At 66.8% G+C, this 14150-nt stretch carries 18 protein-coding genes and 1 pseudogene; 7 read left to right on the top strand and 12 right to left on the bottom strand.

Annotated features, from left to right (window positions below; genetic code table 11):
- Window positions 1-77: 77 nt before the first annotated feature.
- From P1P75_RS32260 to P1P75_RS32235, 6 genes are all read right to left on the bottom strand, one after another.
- Window positions 78-272, bottom strand: coding sequence for a hypothetical protein (locus P1P75_RS32260; RefSeq protein ID WP_086769717.1), 195 nt, complete (start codon window positions 270-272; stop codon window positions 78-80).
- Between the two features lie 16 nt (window positions 273-288).
- Window positions 289-480 (bottom strand): mobile element transfer protein, encoded by a 192-nt coding sequence (locus tag P1P75_RS32255; protein ID WP_319262276.1) that lies wholly within the window; start codon window positions 478-480, stop codon window positions 289-291.
- Window positions 481-490: 10 nt separating this feature from the next.
- Window positions 491-1105 (bottom strand): DUF2637 domain-containing protein, encoded by a 615-nt coding sequence (locus P1P75_RS32250; protein WP_319262274.1) that lies wholly within the window; start codon window positions 1103-1105, stop codon window positions 491-493.
- An 83-nt stretch (window positions 1106-1188) separates the two neighbouring features.
- Window positions 1189-2565: an FtsK/SpoIIIE domain-containing protein gene (locus tag P1P75_RS32245; RefSeq protein ID WP_319262272.1), complete on the bottom strand. Its 1377-nt coding sequence runs from the start codon at window positions 2563-2565 to the stop codon at window positions 1189-1191.
- Window positions 2565-2921 carry a hypothetical protein gene (locus P1P75_RS32240; protein ID WP_319262270.1) on the bottom strand — a complete coding sequence of 119 codons (357 nt, stop codon included), beginning with the start codon at window positions 2919-2921 and terminating at the stop codon, window positions 2565-2567. The genes P1P75_RS32245 and P1P75_RS32240 overlap by 1 nt, the downstream gene beginning before the upstream one ends.
- Before the next feature lie 169 nt (window positions 2922-3090).
- A complete protein-coding gene (locus P1P75_RS32235) occupies window positions 3091-3879 on the bottom strand; it encodes a GntR family transcriptional regulator (RefSeq protein WP_252555821.1) in 789 nt (262 codons plus the stop codon).
- 107 nt (window positions 3880-3986) lie between these two features.
- Between P1P75_RS32235 and P1P75_RS32230 the strand changes: the two genes are divergently transcribed.
- From P1P75_RS32230 to P1P75_RS32220, 3 genes are read left to right on the top strand one after another with little or no spacing between them, the layout of a single operon-like run.
- Window positions 3987-4394, top strand: a complete 408-nt coding sequence (locus P1P75_RS32230; RefSeq protein WP_319262278.1) for an NUDIX domain-containing protein — start codon at window positions 3987-3989, stop codon at window positions 4392-4394.
- Window positions 4395-4440: 46 nt separating this feature from the next.
- A complete protein-coding gene (locus tag P1P75_RS32225) occupies window positions 4441-4872 on the top strand; it encodes an ATP-binding protein (protein WP_319262266.1) in 432 nt (143 codons plus the stop codon).
- Window positions 4866-5249: a hypothetical protein gene (locus P1P75_RS32220; protein WP_319262264.1), complete on the top strand. Its 384-nt coding sequence runs from the start codon at window positions 4866-4868 to the stop codon at window positions 5247-5249. Before P1P75_RS32225 ends, P1P75_RS32220 begins: the two co-directional genes overlap by 7 nt.
- 268 nt (window positions 5250-5517) lie before the next feature.
- Here the strand turns inward: P1P75_RS32220 and P1P75_RS32215 are convergent, their stop codons facing one another.
- Both P1P75_RS32215 and P1P75_RS32210 read right to left on the bottom strand, forming a co-directional pair.
- Window positions 5518-5907 (bottom strand): hypothetical protein, encoded by a 390-nt coding sequence (locus P1P75_RS32215; RefSeq protein ID WP_319262262.1) that lies wholly within the window; start codon window positions 5905-5907, stop codon window positions 5518-5520.
- A gap of 602 nt (window positions 5908-6509) precedes the next feature.
- Complete coding sequence (locus tag P1P75_RS32210; protein WP_319262260.1) at window positions 6510-7817, bottom strand: AAA family ATPase; 1308 nt, start codon at window positions 7815-7817, stop codon at window positions 6510-6512.
- A gap of 382 nt (window positions 7818-8199) precedes the next feature.
- Here P1P75_RS32210 and P1P75_RS32205 point away from each other — a divergent pair, with 382 nt between their 5' ends.
- Window positions 8200-8685, top strand: a complete 486-nt coding sequence (locus tag P1P75_RS32205) for a DUF4265 domain-containing protein (RefSeq protein ID WP_319262258.1) — start codon at window positions 8200-8202, stop codon at window positions 8683-8685.
- Between the two features lie 299 nt (window positions 8686-8984).
- On the opposite strand, the gene P1P75_RS32200 is transcribed toward P1P75_RS32205, so the two are convergent.
- The 3 genes from P1P75_RS32200 to phoU form a co-directional block, all read right to left on the bottom strand.
- On the bottom strand, window positions 8985-9233 hold the full coding sequence (locus P1P75_RS32200; protein ID WP_319262256.1) for an SCO4226 family nickel-binding protein: 249 nt from the start codon (window positions 9231-9233) through the stop codon (window positions 8985-8987).
- Between the two features lie 196 nt (window positions 9234-9429).
- Window positions 9430-9582, bottom strand: coding sequence for a hypothetical protein (locus P1P75_RS32195; RefSeq protein WP_170109914.1), 153 nt, complete (start codon window positions 9580-9582; stop codon window positions 9430-9432).
- Window positions 9583-9786: 204 nt separating this feature from the next.
- Window positions 9787-10488, bottom strand: a complete 702-nt coding sequence (gene phoU / locus P1P75_RS32190; protein WP_319262252.1) for a phosphate signaling complex protein PhoU — start codon at window positions 10486-10488, stop codon at window positions 9787-9789.
- Window positions 10489-10712: 224 nt separating this feature from the next.
- Between phoU and P1P75_RS32185 the strand changes: the two genes are divergently transcribed.
- From P1P75_RS32185 to P1P75_RS32175, 3 genes and pseudogenes are all read left to right on the top strand, one after another.
- Entirely contained in the window at window positions 10713-12047 is a 1335-nt protein-coding gene (locus tag P1P75_RS32185) for an ATP-binding protein (RefSeq protein WP_319262250.1), read from the top strand.
- The gene (locus P1P75_RS32180; RefSeq protein ID WP_073941673.1) at window positions 12044-12724 is read left to right on the top strand and encodes a response regulator transcription factor; all 681 of its coding nucleotides are present in this window, start codon (window positions 12044-12046) and stop codon (window positions 12722-12724) included. The genes P1P75_RS32185 and P1P75_RS32180 overlap by 4 nt, the downstream gene beginning before the upstream one ends.
- A gap of 96 nt (window positions 12725-12820) precedes the next feature.
- Window positions 12821-12892: pseudogene (locus P1P75_RS32175) on the top strand (DNA-binding response regulator); the annotation flags it as partial.
- Window positions 12893-13115: 223 nt separating this feature from the next.
- On the opposite strand, the gene P1P75_RS32170 reads toward P1P75_RS32175, so the two are convergent.
- Entirely contained in the window at window positions 13116-13796 is a 681-nt protein-coding gene (locus P1P75_RS32170; protein ID WP_319262248.1) for a DUF461 domain-containing protein, read from the bottom strand.
- Window positions 13797-14150: the final 354 nt, after the last annotated feature.

Below are 14150 nucleotides of genomic sequence, written 5' to 3'. Positions count from 1 at the left end.
GGGTGTGCGCGGGCGGCGGGGTGGGGCTGTCCGGGTACTTGGGCAGGAACACGGCGGAACTCTCCTTATCTACTCGTCTAGTCATGTGAGCCGTTTATGACGTCCACGCCGGAGCGCGTGCCGGATTCGATGGCGGGGGCGAGGAAGGTGTGCGAGAGCCAGAAGCCGAAGAGGGCGATCAGGACGACGATCCAGGTGCGGACGCCGAGGTACTTGACCGCGCCCCAGGCGAAGAAGCCGAGGACGACGACGAGCGGAAGGCTGACGGTCACGGGGTACGAGGTCCTTTCAGCGGACAGGGCAGCAGTGGGTGCGGGCAGCGAGTTCGGCGGCGGCTCGGCTGTCGTAGTCGGCGGAGAAGTTGCAGCGCGGGGCGGTGCAGGCGGCGGTGTGCTTCTCGCGGCCGCGGTGGTCGTAGGCGGTGCCGACCTGTACGGGGCCGATGCGGGTGACGTTGCGGAAGCGGCGGTGGGCGGTCATCAGAGCTCCCTCAGAGGTGGGCGGCGATGGCTTCGGCCATGGGCGCCGGGACGCCGAGGCGGGCGCGCAGGGTGGTGACGTCCATGGGGGTGCCGGTTCGGGTGTGGTGTTCGGCGGCGACCTTGCGGGCGTGGTCGATGAGTGCGGCCGGGACCGGGACGGCGGGGCGTTCCGGCGGAGCCTCGATGGCGGGTGGGACGGGCGGCTCGGGGTCGGGCTCGTGCTCCTGGTCCTCGATGACCTCGACGTCGTCGGCCGTCTTGGGTGCAGAGTGGGCGAGGAGGGTTCCACCGAGGAAAGCGACGGCGGGCCAGCCCGCGACGAGGATGCGCAGCCAGGCCGGGACGTTGCCGAGGTCAAGCAGGCCGGCCGTGGCGACGTTCGCGCCCAGGGATGCGGCGAGCGCGATGACGAACCAGCACCAGGCCGCACCCTTGGCCGAGCCGGAGCGCAGGCGACGCCAGGCGGCGACGAGCAGCAGGTCGACCGAGACGGGGTAGGCCCAGGCCTTCCAGCCGTCCTGTCCGGCCGCCACGGCGACGTCGTGAATGTGCGCGAAGGACAGCGCGGCGGCGATGAGCGCTTGGACGAGCACCGCGTCGACCCGGGCCAGTTGGGTGCGCATGAGAGCGTCTCCTTCCTGGTTCAGGCATGGGAGGGGTAGGGGCATGGCGTGAGGCGGTCACGCCGACGGTGGGAAAGGGGCTGTCAGCCGATGGCGGGATGCGGCTCGACGACGGGGGCCGAGGTCTCGACGGGCCGTACGGGGATGTCGGGCCGGAAGGGCTTCAGCGCGGGCAGGTCGGGCACCAGGTTGGCCGTCTCCCGGCAGATGTCGGCGGCGTCGCCGAGGGAGAGGTAGGGGGTGCGGATACGGGACCAGCCGCCGGAGGTGTCGCCCGCGACGGCGAGGCCGGGGCGCTCAGGGGCGATGGCGCAGGCGGCGAGCACCGCTTCCGGCGCGATGTCGCCGAGGGCCATCTTCGCGGAGGCTTCGTCATTGACGCGGTGGCAGACGCGGCCGGTCAACTGGGCCCGGAGCATGGTCGCGCCCTTGCCCAGCTCAGCGCCGAACCGTTGCCCGCACACCTCCAGGTAGATGCCGGCCGCGCGGCCGAGCTGGGCGAGCCGGATGAGCTGAGTGACCATCTCGTCGCGCCGTTCCTCATCCTTGCGGGTGGCGGTCAGGAAGAGTTCGGCCACCTCGTCGACGAACAGGACGATGGGCACGGGCCGTTCGCTCTCGGGCAGGCCCCAGATGTCGGAGGTGATCTCTTCGTCAGGGAGATCGGGGGCGATGCCTTGCCTGGCCTTGATCAGGTCGTATCGGTCCTCCATTTCCTTGACCAGGACGGGCAGCAGTTCAGCGGCTTCATCCGGGTCGGTGGCGAGCGCGGAGAGTCGCGAGGCGAACGGAGCCAGTTCGACGCCGCGCTTGCAGTCGACGCCGACGAGAGCGACGTCCTGACGGGCGAGCCCGGCCACCAGGTGCCGGAGGTACATGGACTTGCCCGACAGCGTCGCGCCGAGGGTGAGTTGATGGGGCACGGCCCGGTAGTCGCGTACGAAGGGCATGGCGTCCTCCCGCAGCGCGACCGGCACCTTGAGGAAGCCGCCCTCGATCTTGCGGGGCATCCGAACCTTGCGCAGGACGTCGAAGCCGACGAGCCGCAACTCGACGACGCCCGGCTTGACGGTGCTGACGTAGACGGCGTGGACGCCCCAGGCGTGCCGCAGCCGTTCGGCCGAGGCGGCGACGTCGGCGGGTTCCTGCCCAGGAGCGAGGCGGAGCCGGAGTCGTAATCCGGTGGTCGTGGGCCGGATGATGCCCCGGCGGGGAGGCACCGGCCGGACCTCACGGCGGGTGGTGGCCTTGACGGCGAGGATCCGCAGCCGGGAGGGGGCGACGGTCAGGCCGCAGGCTTCCATGACCGAGGCGTACGAGCTAAGGAGGCGAACAGTCGATATCGGACCGCCGACCGCCGACCAGTAGAGACCCGGGTGGTTGGCGCGGGCGTAGGCAGTCCCGCCGCCAAGCGCGGCGACAGGACCACCCACCTCTAGAAGAGTCGCCAGGTCGGACATCAGGCCGAGGCCCCCATGGCCGCCGGGAAGGCGGCGGGAGTGACGGCGGCGGCGCGGTAGGCGATGCCGTGACGCTGCTGTCCGTTGAACACGGACTCCCACGGCCGGGCGATGAGCCCCGGCAGCGAGACCGGAGCGCCGAGGTTCAGTCCCTCGGAGACACCGCCCTCCGGGATGGTGACCTTGATGAGCGAGGACTCGCCGTCCTCGATGTACACGACGCCGATGGTCATCAGCGCCTCGCCGCTGATGGCGTCCTTGGCGATCTCGCCGGTCTGACGGTCGCGGACCTTCGGCTCGGGAGCCTCCGTCAGGAGGATGGTCGCGGCGGAGGTCTCAACACGGATGGTGCGCAAGGTTGCGTTCCTATCTACTCGTCTATACAAGATGCGATCTGCGAACCTGATCTCTCGGGCTCACGACGATCACCCTGCCACACAACTTGCCCACTCGTCTATACGAGTAAGCGTGTTGGGGTGTACGAGTTCGGGAGAACGGCCCCGCGCACCACCGACGGTCACCCGCTCAGGTGGCCGGGAGCTGGTACGACAGGACGTAGGCGTCCGCTGCCATGACCGTGTCGCAGACCTCGACCGCTCGCCCCTCGGTGTCGAAGGCGGTCCGGATCAGGTGGATCACGGGGACGCCGGCCGCCAGGTGGAGTGTCTTCACCTCGGCGGGAGAGGGCATCCGGGCGCGGATCTCCTCCTCGAAGTGGTCGAGGCGATGGCCCAGCTCTTCGAGACGGGCGTAGATGCCGCCAGGGCCGGGGTTGGGTTCGGCAATCGGCGTTCCGCGGGCGATGTCGAGCGGGAGATAGGAGGTGGCGAACTCGACCGGCCGTCCGTCTAGGAGGTATCGGCGCCGACGGGCGAGCACCCGCCGTACGGACCCGAGCCGGGTGGAGATGTCCTGACTGGCCTTCTCTTCCTTGACCTCAAGGCTGTCGACCTGAGGATGACTGCCGGCGGCGTCCGCCTCGACGATGAACGCGGACTTCCCCTGTTCCCGGTGACGACGGGCGAACCGGTCGGAGGCGAGACGCCGCACGGGGGGCCTTGGTCGGACGAAGACACCCTTGCCGTGCTCGGCGTGGACCAGTCCCTCGCCCTGGAGGATGGAGAAGGAGTTGCGAACCGTCATGCGGGATACGCCGTAGTGGTCCACTAGCTCCGCTTCCGAGGGGAGCTTCTCGCCCTCCCGGAATCGCCCACGGTCGATGGCGTCACGCAGCTGGTCGGCGATCTGCCGGAAGACCGCACGATCGCTCGTGGGGTCGAGATCACCGAGCAGGCCCGAAGAAAGGGGGCTCACGTGTACTCCTTTAGGTATCTAGACGAGTGGGCGAGTGTTGTTGCTACGGTGGAGAGCCTAGCCATCCGAGAGGGCCGAGGAACGTGAGCACAGAACGCCCGCACTCCGTGAGCGTGGCCGGGGTCGTCGTCGACGACCAGGGCCGGGCCCTCCTGATCCAGCGCCGCGACAACGGTCACTGGGAACCACCGGGCGGCATCCTCGAACGCGAGGAGACCATCCCCGAAGCCCTTCAGCGCGAAGTGCTCGAAGAGACCGGCGTCAAGATCGCACTTCCCGCGACCCTCACGGGGATCTACAAGAACATGACGGGATTGATCGTCTCGCTGGTCTTCCGCTGCGAAGCGGCCGACGGCACGCCCACCACCGGCGACGAGACCCGCGCCCTGCGCTGGGTTACTCGTGAAGAAGTCTCCGAACTCGCCGACGAGGCGTACGCGATCCGCGTCATCGACGCATTGGACGCGGCGTCTCCGCCGGCCATCCGCGCCCACGACGGCGTGAAACTCGTCTAGCCCGAACCCGCTGCACATGGCGGCCTACCAGCATAAAGGAACTTGTATGCACGAGTATACGAGTACAGCGAGGGTCTGGGGCCTGTCTTGCCCAGGTTTCCCTGAAGAGGTCAGCAGAGCCCGCCGCTGGACCCGCGACATCCTGCGCGGTTCCCCTTTAGTCGAGGACGCCGAGCTGATCGTGAGCGAGCTGAGCGCGAACGCGATCCTCCACACGGCCAGCGGCCAGGCATTCGGCAGCTTCCACCTGGCCGTCGCCGTCTCGGCGCAGGTGGTCGCGGTCTCGGTGACGGACGACGGAGGCACCGGCACGGCCCCGAAGGCCGAGCACGACCAGGACCAGGACGCCGAGCACGGCCGGGGTTTGGGAATGGTCAGCGCGATCGCCCACCGGGTCGTCGTCCACGACAGCGACCACGGCCACACCGTCACCGCGGAACTGTTCACCGACACCCAGCCAGGAGGCCACCCGTGCTGACGAAGGAACTCCGACGCGGCTACTGGTGCGAGTGCTGGACGCAAGATCTCAGCGAGGGGGAAGCGCCGGCGCTACGAGCGTCCTTCGATGCCTACTCGGCGCCCCAGGCGGACCGTTGGGTAGCGGTCACCCTCCGCACGATCTCACCGGCCCTCGACGCCGATGCCTCGAACGAGGCATGGCACTGGCTGTACGACGGCCGCATCGAGACACGACGAGCCTTGCTGCGCTCCGAGCCCTGCACAGTCTCGGTGACCCACGCCGACACCCGAATCACGTGGACGATCCGACCAGTTCTCTACCTGCCACTCGCATACCGCGAGAAGGGCGAACTTCCTGCCTGCGCACAGGACTTCAAGCCCCACCGAACAGACTGAGTTACAACTTTCTCTACGGGTTCAAGGCGGCTCGCTCCGCTCCCCGCGCGCGGCCCGGCCCCCGGCCGGGCCTGCGCTCCTGCCTCCGTCCCGCTCCAGCCCGGCCGGCGCCCGCACCGCGCACGCGGCAAGCAGCCAGCTGATGTCAACGAAGGGTAATCCCACGTGCAATGGGCAGGGATACGAGCGGAACGGAGTGCAGGGAATTGCGAACCGTGATCACTCACGCCAAAGGGAGTTCAGCGCAAAGCCGATCCGCCACCTTTCGTCATTTACCATTGAGATCATCTAGTATCTGCCGAAGGACAGAATCAGTGTTCAGTGCATTCCTGCGAGCCAGATCATAGAGAACCCGAATGCTATTTTCAATTTGAGTGTACTCGCGATCTTCGGTCGCGAGGATTCGAGAAGTCTCTATCTGTTCGACCACTTGACCCCTGTCTCCTCGAATTTGAAATACGTAAGGGTGTAGATCGTCGCCGTCGGTGCTCCAGATCGAAATAGTTCCCCGCGTCAGAGAAAGTGTGAAGCTGGCAAAGGATCGGCTTCCCAGTTCCCGAGTCTCTACACTTTCTTGATCTGTCCAATTGATGCGGCCTTCCTTCGTCTTTTCGATCAGCTTTTCGATAAGCGCGTGCAGCATTTGCTCGTTTTCCATTTAGGGGGCTCCCGACTGCATACCGTGGCTGGAGGCCATAGCGCCCAGCTCGCCTGTAACCTTGCCCATTGCTGCGCGCACACTACGAGTGGCAGAGACAACGTCTGGATTGCTGTTTGAAATCAACTTCTCTTTAGCTGACGTGGCGGAAGAGATGGATGCCTGTAGGGATACAGCTATATCGCGTTGCGGTAGATCAGCTTCATCGAGGAGTCCACGCATTTGACTAGCCTGCCACCGCCATGTGGAGAGCCAAGAAATGGTTAGTTCTACCGATCCATCTCGCACTGCCCTTTCCAGTTGCTCTTCGGCTCTGTGGAGTTGAGGCAGTAGGACCAAGAGTGATGATCTGCCAATCCTGTCCTTTGCTTCTTTTGCAGACTTCTCAGCCATTTGTGCTGCTTGCTTTGCTTTGGTTGTCTGCCAAATTGTGACGCCGAAACCTGCCAGTGCGAGCGGTATAGATGTCCAGGCTGAGGCCGCATCCACGACAGAATAAATACCCACACGCACTCCGATAGTGGTTATGGCATTGTATTTTCGCCGGTCGTCCGTCGGATTGACCTAGCAATTCGATACTCAACCGATTTTTGCCTCTGTATCTACAGGCCCGGGATGTGTGGGGCGCTCAAACCCTGCGAACGCGCGTAATGAACCAGCCAACCCTTGGATGTGATTTCAATGGACCGCCGCCGCTGATCGTCGTCGTCCTTGCTGCTGATCACCAGACTGTACCGCTCAAGTTCCACTACATTCTTTCGCATATGCGCTCGATCGTTGAAGCCGAATTGCTCGAAATCGCTCGGGGAACACGTCCCGCCAAAGGAAGCCAGATCTTCCAGAAGTTTTCGCGTCCGAGGCTGCAACTTGGCACTGGCTTCATGTTTCATTGCGAGATTTTCAACCCACTTAGTGAACGCTTCGGCGATTTCCCCTTCTGATCTGGAGAGGAAGAATTCCGATTCGTTGTCTTGTGAAAAGCTTTGAGCGTGTCGCAGCGAGTCCCGAAGGTTATTGTGAGCAACCTCGTACACATGCTCAAATGATGCCGCGGAGACCGGCGCCTTGCTGGTTGGCCTCACGGAATAGTGCCGCAATCGAGTGTCGATCAGATTTGAAATATGTTCGTCCGCGACAGGGGTGATCTCGATAGGATCAGATAGCACACCGTTCAGGCGAGGAGTTGCCGCAACGCTTCGGGCGATTCCCCGCGCTCCGCAAAGAACCCACCGCATTCCGTTCAGTTGAAGTACTGGATCACGGATCTCTTCTAGAAGGCGACGGGCGGCGTTAGACGTCTCTAGCAGTTCGAGGTTGTCAATGACGCCAACCAAGCCGCCCGTTCCTTCAGGAAAAGCATCCCGCAGCCAGGTTCGAATTGTTGCCCTAAAGCCTGCGTTAGAGAAACCTGGTGAACTATTGGCGGCAGAGTTGCCCGCCATCCCGCCGCCACCAAATGGCGACGACAGATTAAATCCACGCCCCTTTAGTATAGGGGCCTCCAGCCATGCCTTAATATCCTTTGTGCGGGGAACTTTGCGATCGGCCCGCTTCAGGATTTCTTCCTTCTCAAGAAAGGCGCGAGCGATAGCGAAGTAGCAATCACTAATGAACTCTGACGCGTCTTCCTTAATTTGCAAAGGCTCCGGCAGAGATAGATAGAGCTGAGGAGTCTTTCTCTCCAGGAACCGGTCGGTCGCGACCCAGGCTGCCACCGCTACAAGGCTGGTCTTCCCGACACCGTTAGGACCTTCAAGGACAACGTGCGTGTCGCCTTCTTCGATCCTCCGCAGTAAAGCTCTCAGCTCTGTGTCTCGGCCTACAAGCAACTCCCTGCCATCTGCGCTCGACGGCAGTGGCTTGACAACGTAGGGGTTGCTGCCGAAACCCAGCTCGGACCAAAAACTCATATGACCCTCCCGAGTGCTCGATGCTACAAGCCGAGCACACACCGTGTCAGGTGATGACCAAGGCGGGTAGGCGCATTCCTCCGGAGGAGGCGGAACCCCAACCAGCCACAAATACCCGCAGCTTCCCAAGTTGTGAGCCTGGACGAGGCGAGCACCAGATTTTCCGTACGCCCCGGCCGGTGCGGCTTGCTCTGGTCGACGACACCGGCAGCGTGGTTGAGGCCGGTGGGGGCGCAGCGAGACACACGCGCGCCTGATCGGTCGGCGGACCCGCCGTCGTGGCTGGCTTTCGTCGGCTGACGCTCCGACAAACCTGTACCAAGCAGGCGTCGTCGGTCACCCACCAGCGGTCGGCGTGACATGACTGTGCATCCTGGGCACCATGACGAACCCCGAAGGCCCGTACGTGAGGGTGCACTTTCGGCTTGAGGTCGAAGGCGACTGGCCTCCGGCGTCGGTGGAGAGCCTGTGGGCTGTCGACCAGGGCGACGGCACCGTGCGGCTCGACAACATCCCCTGGTTCGTTCGAGGCATCGCATGCGGGGACGTCGTGGCTACCGAGCCCGACGACGAAGGCGTGCACTGGGCCGGCGAAGTGGTTCGGCGTTCGGAGAACTGCACCATCCGCCTCATCGTGTCCCGTGACAGCGGCTCGGGAGCCGCACGGCAGAGCGTGATCAACGCGTTCCGTGAACTCGGCATCGACGGCGAGGGCATAGAACAGTTCGGCATGGTCGCCCTGGACGTTCCGCCCACCGCCGATTTCGCCAAGGTGCAAAGGCTGCTGAAGCACGGTGTTGCCAAGGAGTGGTGGGACATGGAAGAGGGGTGCATCACCGCGCAGTGGCGGGCCGCTTCCGCCGGTTGAAGCCGTTCATGTGATCCACGCTGGGCCGTCCCTGGGCCGTCCGACGTCGCTCAACAGTGGCCAATGACGACCAACGACGACCACCAGGCGCACGAGCCCACTGCCCCTGACCAGCAGAAACCCAGCTCACCAAGATCCCCGGCAAGACCCAGGGCAAGAAGAAGTAACCTCCATGATCATGCCCCCGACCTGCGCGGACGCGCGGATCGGGGGCATGATCATGGCCGGGGCCCACGTGGGCCCTGAGCGCGGCGGTTCCTGCGGCGGCCGCCGGGGCCGCAGGGCGAGCCGGGAGTCGCTCAGATCGACAGCGGCACCGCGTGGATCTCGTCGGCCTTGTGGCCCGCGCGTTCGTGGATGCGTTGGACGGCGTCGGCGGAAGGGGCTTCGGAGAGGCAGTAGACGGTGCCGGACTCCGGGTCCGCCCAGGCGCTCTCGAAGTGCACGTTCTCGTCCGACTCGATCGCGAGGTCGGCCTGGTGGGCCTGATGGAGCTGGTCGGCGGTGATGCCCTCCATGCCGTGGTGGACGTCCATGAATTTGGTCATGACCGCATCCCCTTTCTCATGCAGGCACGCACGCCGGAGCCTGCCTGCGGTCGCGGTTGCTTCCTCCATGCTGCGCCCGTGCGCACGGGTTCGCGCGGCAGGGGGACCCGCCGTGAGAAGAGGGGCAAGGCCCAGAGGGGCCACAGTCAGAGGGGCCGGACGCGTCCTGCGTCCGGCCCCTCTCAAGCGTGGCGTCTCAGCCGCACTGGCAGGGGTTGCCCGACTGACAGCCGCAGCCGCAGCCCGAGCCGCAGCCGCACGCCGCGACCATGGGCAGGCTTCTGATCTCGGCGGGCTGCTCGGTCGGGCGTTCCTGAGTGGGGTCGGGCTTGCTGGGGGCTTCGGCCATGGGTTCCTCCTGGAGGCCTGGAGGCAGGAGCGCCTGTGCCCAGTTCATGCCCGTTCGGGCGGGCGCATCAACGGCGCACGGAGGCTCCGAGGCGCCCCCGGCCCCTCCCGGAAGGGAGCAACCACGCGCCCCGTCCCACCACTCGGCGACGGACCACACCCCCGTCCAGCCCTCCGTCACCCGCCACCCGGCGACCGCGACCGACTATGCCCCTTCCGGTCCCGTCACCGGCTGGATCTCCGTCGGGAGGTCCTGCTGGAGGTTGTCCGCGTGCTCGCCCGTCACCAGGAACACGACGCGCTTGGCCACCGCCACGGCGTGGTCGGCGAAGCGCTCGTAGTAGCGGCCGAGCAGGGTGACGTCCACGGCCGTCTCGATGCCGTGCTTCCAGCGGTCGTCGATCAGGTGCTGGAACAGCGTGCGGTGCAGCAGGTCCATCTCGTCGTCGTCCGTCTCCAGCTGGAGTGCGAGGTCGACGTCCTTGGTGATGATCACCTCGGCGGCCTTGGCCATCAGGCGCTGCGCGAGCTGCCCCATCTCCAGGATGGTGGCGTGCAGGTCGTGCGGCACCGCCCGGTCGGGGAAGCGCAGCCGGGCCAGCTTCGCCACGTGCTGGGCGAGGTCGCCGGAGCGCTCCAGGTCGGCCGACATGCGCAGCGACGTGACGACGATGCGCAGGTCGGTGGCCACCGGCTGCTGGCGTGCGAGCAGCGCTATGGCCCGCGCCTCCAGGTCGTGCTGGAGTTCGTCGACCTTCTTGTCACCCTCGATCACGCTCTCGGCCAGCTTCAGATCGGCGTCGAGCATGGCGGTCGTGGCGCGCCCGATCGCCGACCCCACCAGCCGGGCCATCTCCACCAGAGCGTCGCCGATGGAGTCCAGTTCCTCGTGGTACGCGTCCCGCATCAGGGTTCCCTCTCATACGTGGTTCGTCGGGGGTTCAGGGGGCCGGGACCGGCCGTGGAACCGGCGCTGCGAACCCCACGGTGTCACGGTCCGCCCCGTACGCGTCGGATTCCGTCACCCCACATGAACCGCCCCTGGCTCCAAGGTGAACTCTGGGCGACGAGTGTTCGAGGTCGCACCTCGATGGCTGTGGCCGGGACCTGTCGCATGCCTAACCTGGTGGCATGGACGTGAACGCGGCGGTTGCCGCAGCGGCAGCGATCGCCGGGGTGCTCACCGGCGTGATCGCCATGCTGGCGTTCCGTTGGAGCGAACGCGACCAGAACCGACCCACCAGGACCTCCTTGCACACCGATCCCGTGCTTCCGCCGGGCGTGGACACCGTACTGTCCGTGCTCCGCTCCTCGGCCGTCGTCCTCGACGAGGCCGACGCCGTCGTCAAGGCCAGCTCCGCCGCGTACGCCCTCGGGCTGGTCCGCGGCGGCAAGCTCGCCGTCGATCCGATGCTCCAGATGGCCCGGGACACCCGGCGTGACGGGGAGATACGCCAGGTCGAGCTGGATCTGCCCCGGCGCGGCACCGGCCGGGGCGAGGCCCTCGCGGTGTCGGCCCGGGTGGCCCCGCTGGGTTCCCGGCTCGTCCTTCTGCTCGTCGAGGACCTGACCGAGGCCCGGCGCATCGAGGCCGTCCGCCGCGACTTCGTCGCGAACGTCAGCCACGAGCTGAAGACCCCGGTCGGCGCCCTCTCCCTGCTCTCCGAAGCTGTCATGGACGCTTCCGAGGACCCCGAGGCGGTGGAGCGCTTCGCCGGCCGGATGCAGATCGAGGCGACCCGCCTGACCAACCTGGTCCAGGAACTCATCGACCTCTCCCGGGTCCAGAACGACGATCCGCTGGAGGACGCCGAACCGGTCCGCGTCGACGAACTCGTCGCCGAGGCCGTCGACCGCTGCCGGCACCAGGCCGGCGCCAAACAGATCACCATGGCCGCGAACGTCGGAGCCCCCGAAGGGCCCGAGCAGGACGGTGCCGGCCGACGGTCTGGCGACGCCGGCGACCTGCGGATCTGGGGCAATCGTGGTCAGCTGGCCGCGGCCCTCGGCAACCTGGTGGAGAACGCCGTCAACTACTCACCCGCCCGCACCCGCGTCGGCATAGCCGCCCGCAGGGTGACCTTGCACGGCGGGGAACTGATCGAGATCGCCGTGACCGACCAGGGCATCGGCATCTCGGACAAGGACAAGGAGCGTATCTTCGAGCGCTTCTACCGGGTCGACCCCGCCCGCTCCCGTGCCACCGGCGGTACGGGCCTCGGGCTGGCGATCGTCAAACACGTGGCCGCCTCGCACAGCGGGGAGGTCACGGTGTGGAGCGCAGAGGGACAGGGCTCCACATTCACGCTGCGACTGCCGGAGGCGGGCGCCACCCGTGACCGTGCCCAGCAGCACCCCGGCCTCGACGGCGACGTGGAGGGCGGGTTCGCCGCCGGCACCCCCCATGCCTCACCCCCCGACTCAGCCGCGTACCAGACGCTTTCCGCCCCGGAGGTCCTTCCGTGACCCGAGTGCTCGTCGTCGAGGACGAGGAGTCCTTCTCCGACGCCCTGTCGTACATGCTCCGCAAGGAGGGCTTCGAGGTCGCTGTCGCGACCACAGGTCCCGATGGACTCGACGAGTTCGAGCGCAACGGCGCCGACCTCGTGCTTCTCGACCTCATGCTGCCGGGCCTGCCCGGCACGGAGGTCTGCCGCCAGCTGCGCGGCCGCTCCAACGTCCCTGTGATCATGGTGACGGCCAAGGACAGCGAGATCGACAAGGTGGTCGGCCTCGAAATAGGAGCCGACGACTACGTCACCAAGCCGTTCTCCTCCCGCGAACTGGTGGCCCGCATCCGCGCGGTGCTCCGCCGTCGCGGGGAGCCCGAGGAGGTCGCACCGGCGGCCCTGGAGGCCGGTCCGGTCCGTATGGACGTCGACCGTCACGTCGTCACCGTCTCCGGCTCCAAGGTCGACCTCCCCCTCAAGGAGTTCGACCTCCTGGAGATGCTGCTGCGCAACGCGGGCCGCGTTCTGACCCGCATGCAGCTCATCGACCGCGTCTGGGGTGCCGACTACGTCGGCGACACCAAGACCCTCGACGTCCACGTCAAGCGCCTGCGCGCGAAGATCGAGCCCGACCCCGGGGCCCCCCGGTACCTGGTCACGGTCCGCGGTCTCGGCTACAAGTTCGAGCCGTAGGCCGATATGACGCAGAGCCGCTGGAGCCGCTGGGCGGAGCCCGGCGCAGCACTGCGAAGCCCGCGCAGCGGTGCGAGGGGTGCGTCTGGGACGGTGCTCGAGCCCGACCCCGGGGCCCCCCGGTACCTGGTCACGGTCCGCGGTCTCGGCTACAAGTTCGAGCCGTAGGCCGACATGACGCAGAGCCGCTGAAGCCGCTGGGCGGAGCCCGGCGCAGCACTGCGAAGCCCGCGCAGCGGTGCGAGGGGTGCGTCTGGGACGGTGCTCGGGGCCGTAGGCCGAAAGGCCGCGGGCTGTAGCGTGGACCGGCAGTGACCTACGCCGAAGGGGCGGCACCCGCGCAGGGTGCCGCCCCTTCGGCGTACGTGCGTACGTCGGAGGTGTACGGCGCTCAGTGGCCGGCCGTCTCCGACTGCGAGGCGCTCGGGGAGGCCGTGTCGCCCGGGGAAGAGCCCTCGGTCGTGCCCTCACCCTCGGCACCCTCACCAGCGGGCGTCTCGGAGGCCGACTCGCCCGCGGACGGCGACTTGGAGCCCGACTCGGCCGGGGCGCTCGGGACGTCGCTGGGGCCCCACTCGGCGAAGTAGTGCTCGGCGGGAACGACGAAGGCGCGCAGGTTGATCTCGCCGGTCTCGCTGAAGGTGAAGGTGACCTTCTGCGCGTTGCCGTCCTGCATCGCCTCGCCGCTGTGGGGGATGCTGACCGTGGCGTTGTCCTTGCCGCCGATGACGACGGAACCGCCGGCCGGGACGGTCAGCTTGCCACCGCCCTTGGCGGGCTTGATCTCGGCGGCGCCTTCGACGCCGTCCACGGTGACGGAGTCCAGCGTCTGCGGCTCGCTCCCGTTGTTGAAGACGGTCGCGGAGATCGCGGCGGGGCCCGTGGACTCCGGGTCGGGCTGGGTGATGACGACGACGTTCTGGAGCTTGATGTCGCCGACGCTCGTAGCGGCGTTGTCGGGCTTGATCTCCAGGGTCTGGGAATCGTTGCCGGCTCCGCACGCGGCGAGCGTGGCGATCGAGAACACGAGGGCGGACGCGGCGAGGGCGCCGCGTCGAAGGCTGCTGCTCACGGCGGCGGCAACTCCTTGGGAACGCAGGGGCAGCTCTCCTTGGATAAAGCCGCCCTAAGGGTCTGTCAGCGGCCTTAGGTTACCGAGCCGTTCCCACGCCACCGCACCCGACCCGCCTCTCGGGCGATCCGGACACTCATCGGTCGCCGCGAGACCCGCCTTGTCGCACCGGTCACCGATGTCCCGGCCGCCTCACCCCCAGGTCTCGCCAACCTCCCCGGCAGACCCCCCTCCGCCCAGTCGCGACCACTCACTGCGGTCTGCCTGCGGTCTCCACGAGCTCGTCTCGCAGCCTTCTCGGCTGTACACCTGCGTTCCACCTCTTCCCCCCCGCTCCCCCCCCGCTCCCTTCTT

Origin of the sequence: Streptomyces sp. ID05-39B (genome assembly GCF_033794725.1) — a bacterium.
In the GTDB taxonomy this organism is placed as follows: Bacteria; Actinomycetota; Actinomycetes; order Streptomycetales; family Streptomycetaceae; genus Streptomyces; species Streptomyces bobili.
The sequence above is the reverse complement of the archived record's forward strand: the minus strand, read 5'-3'. Positions and strand labels throughout refer to the sequence as shown.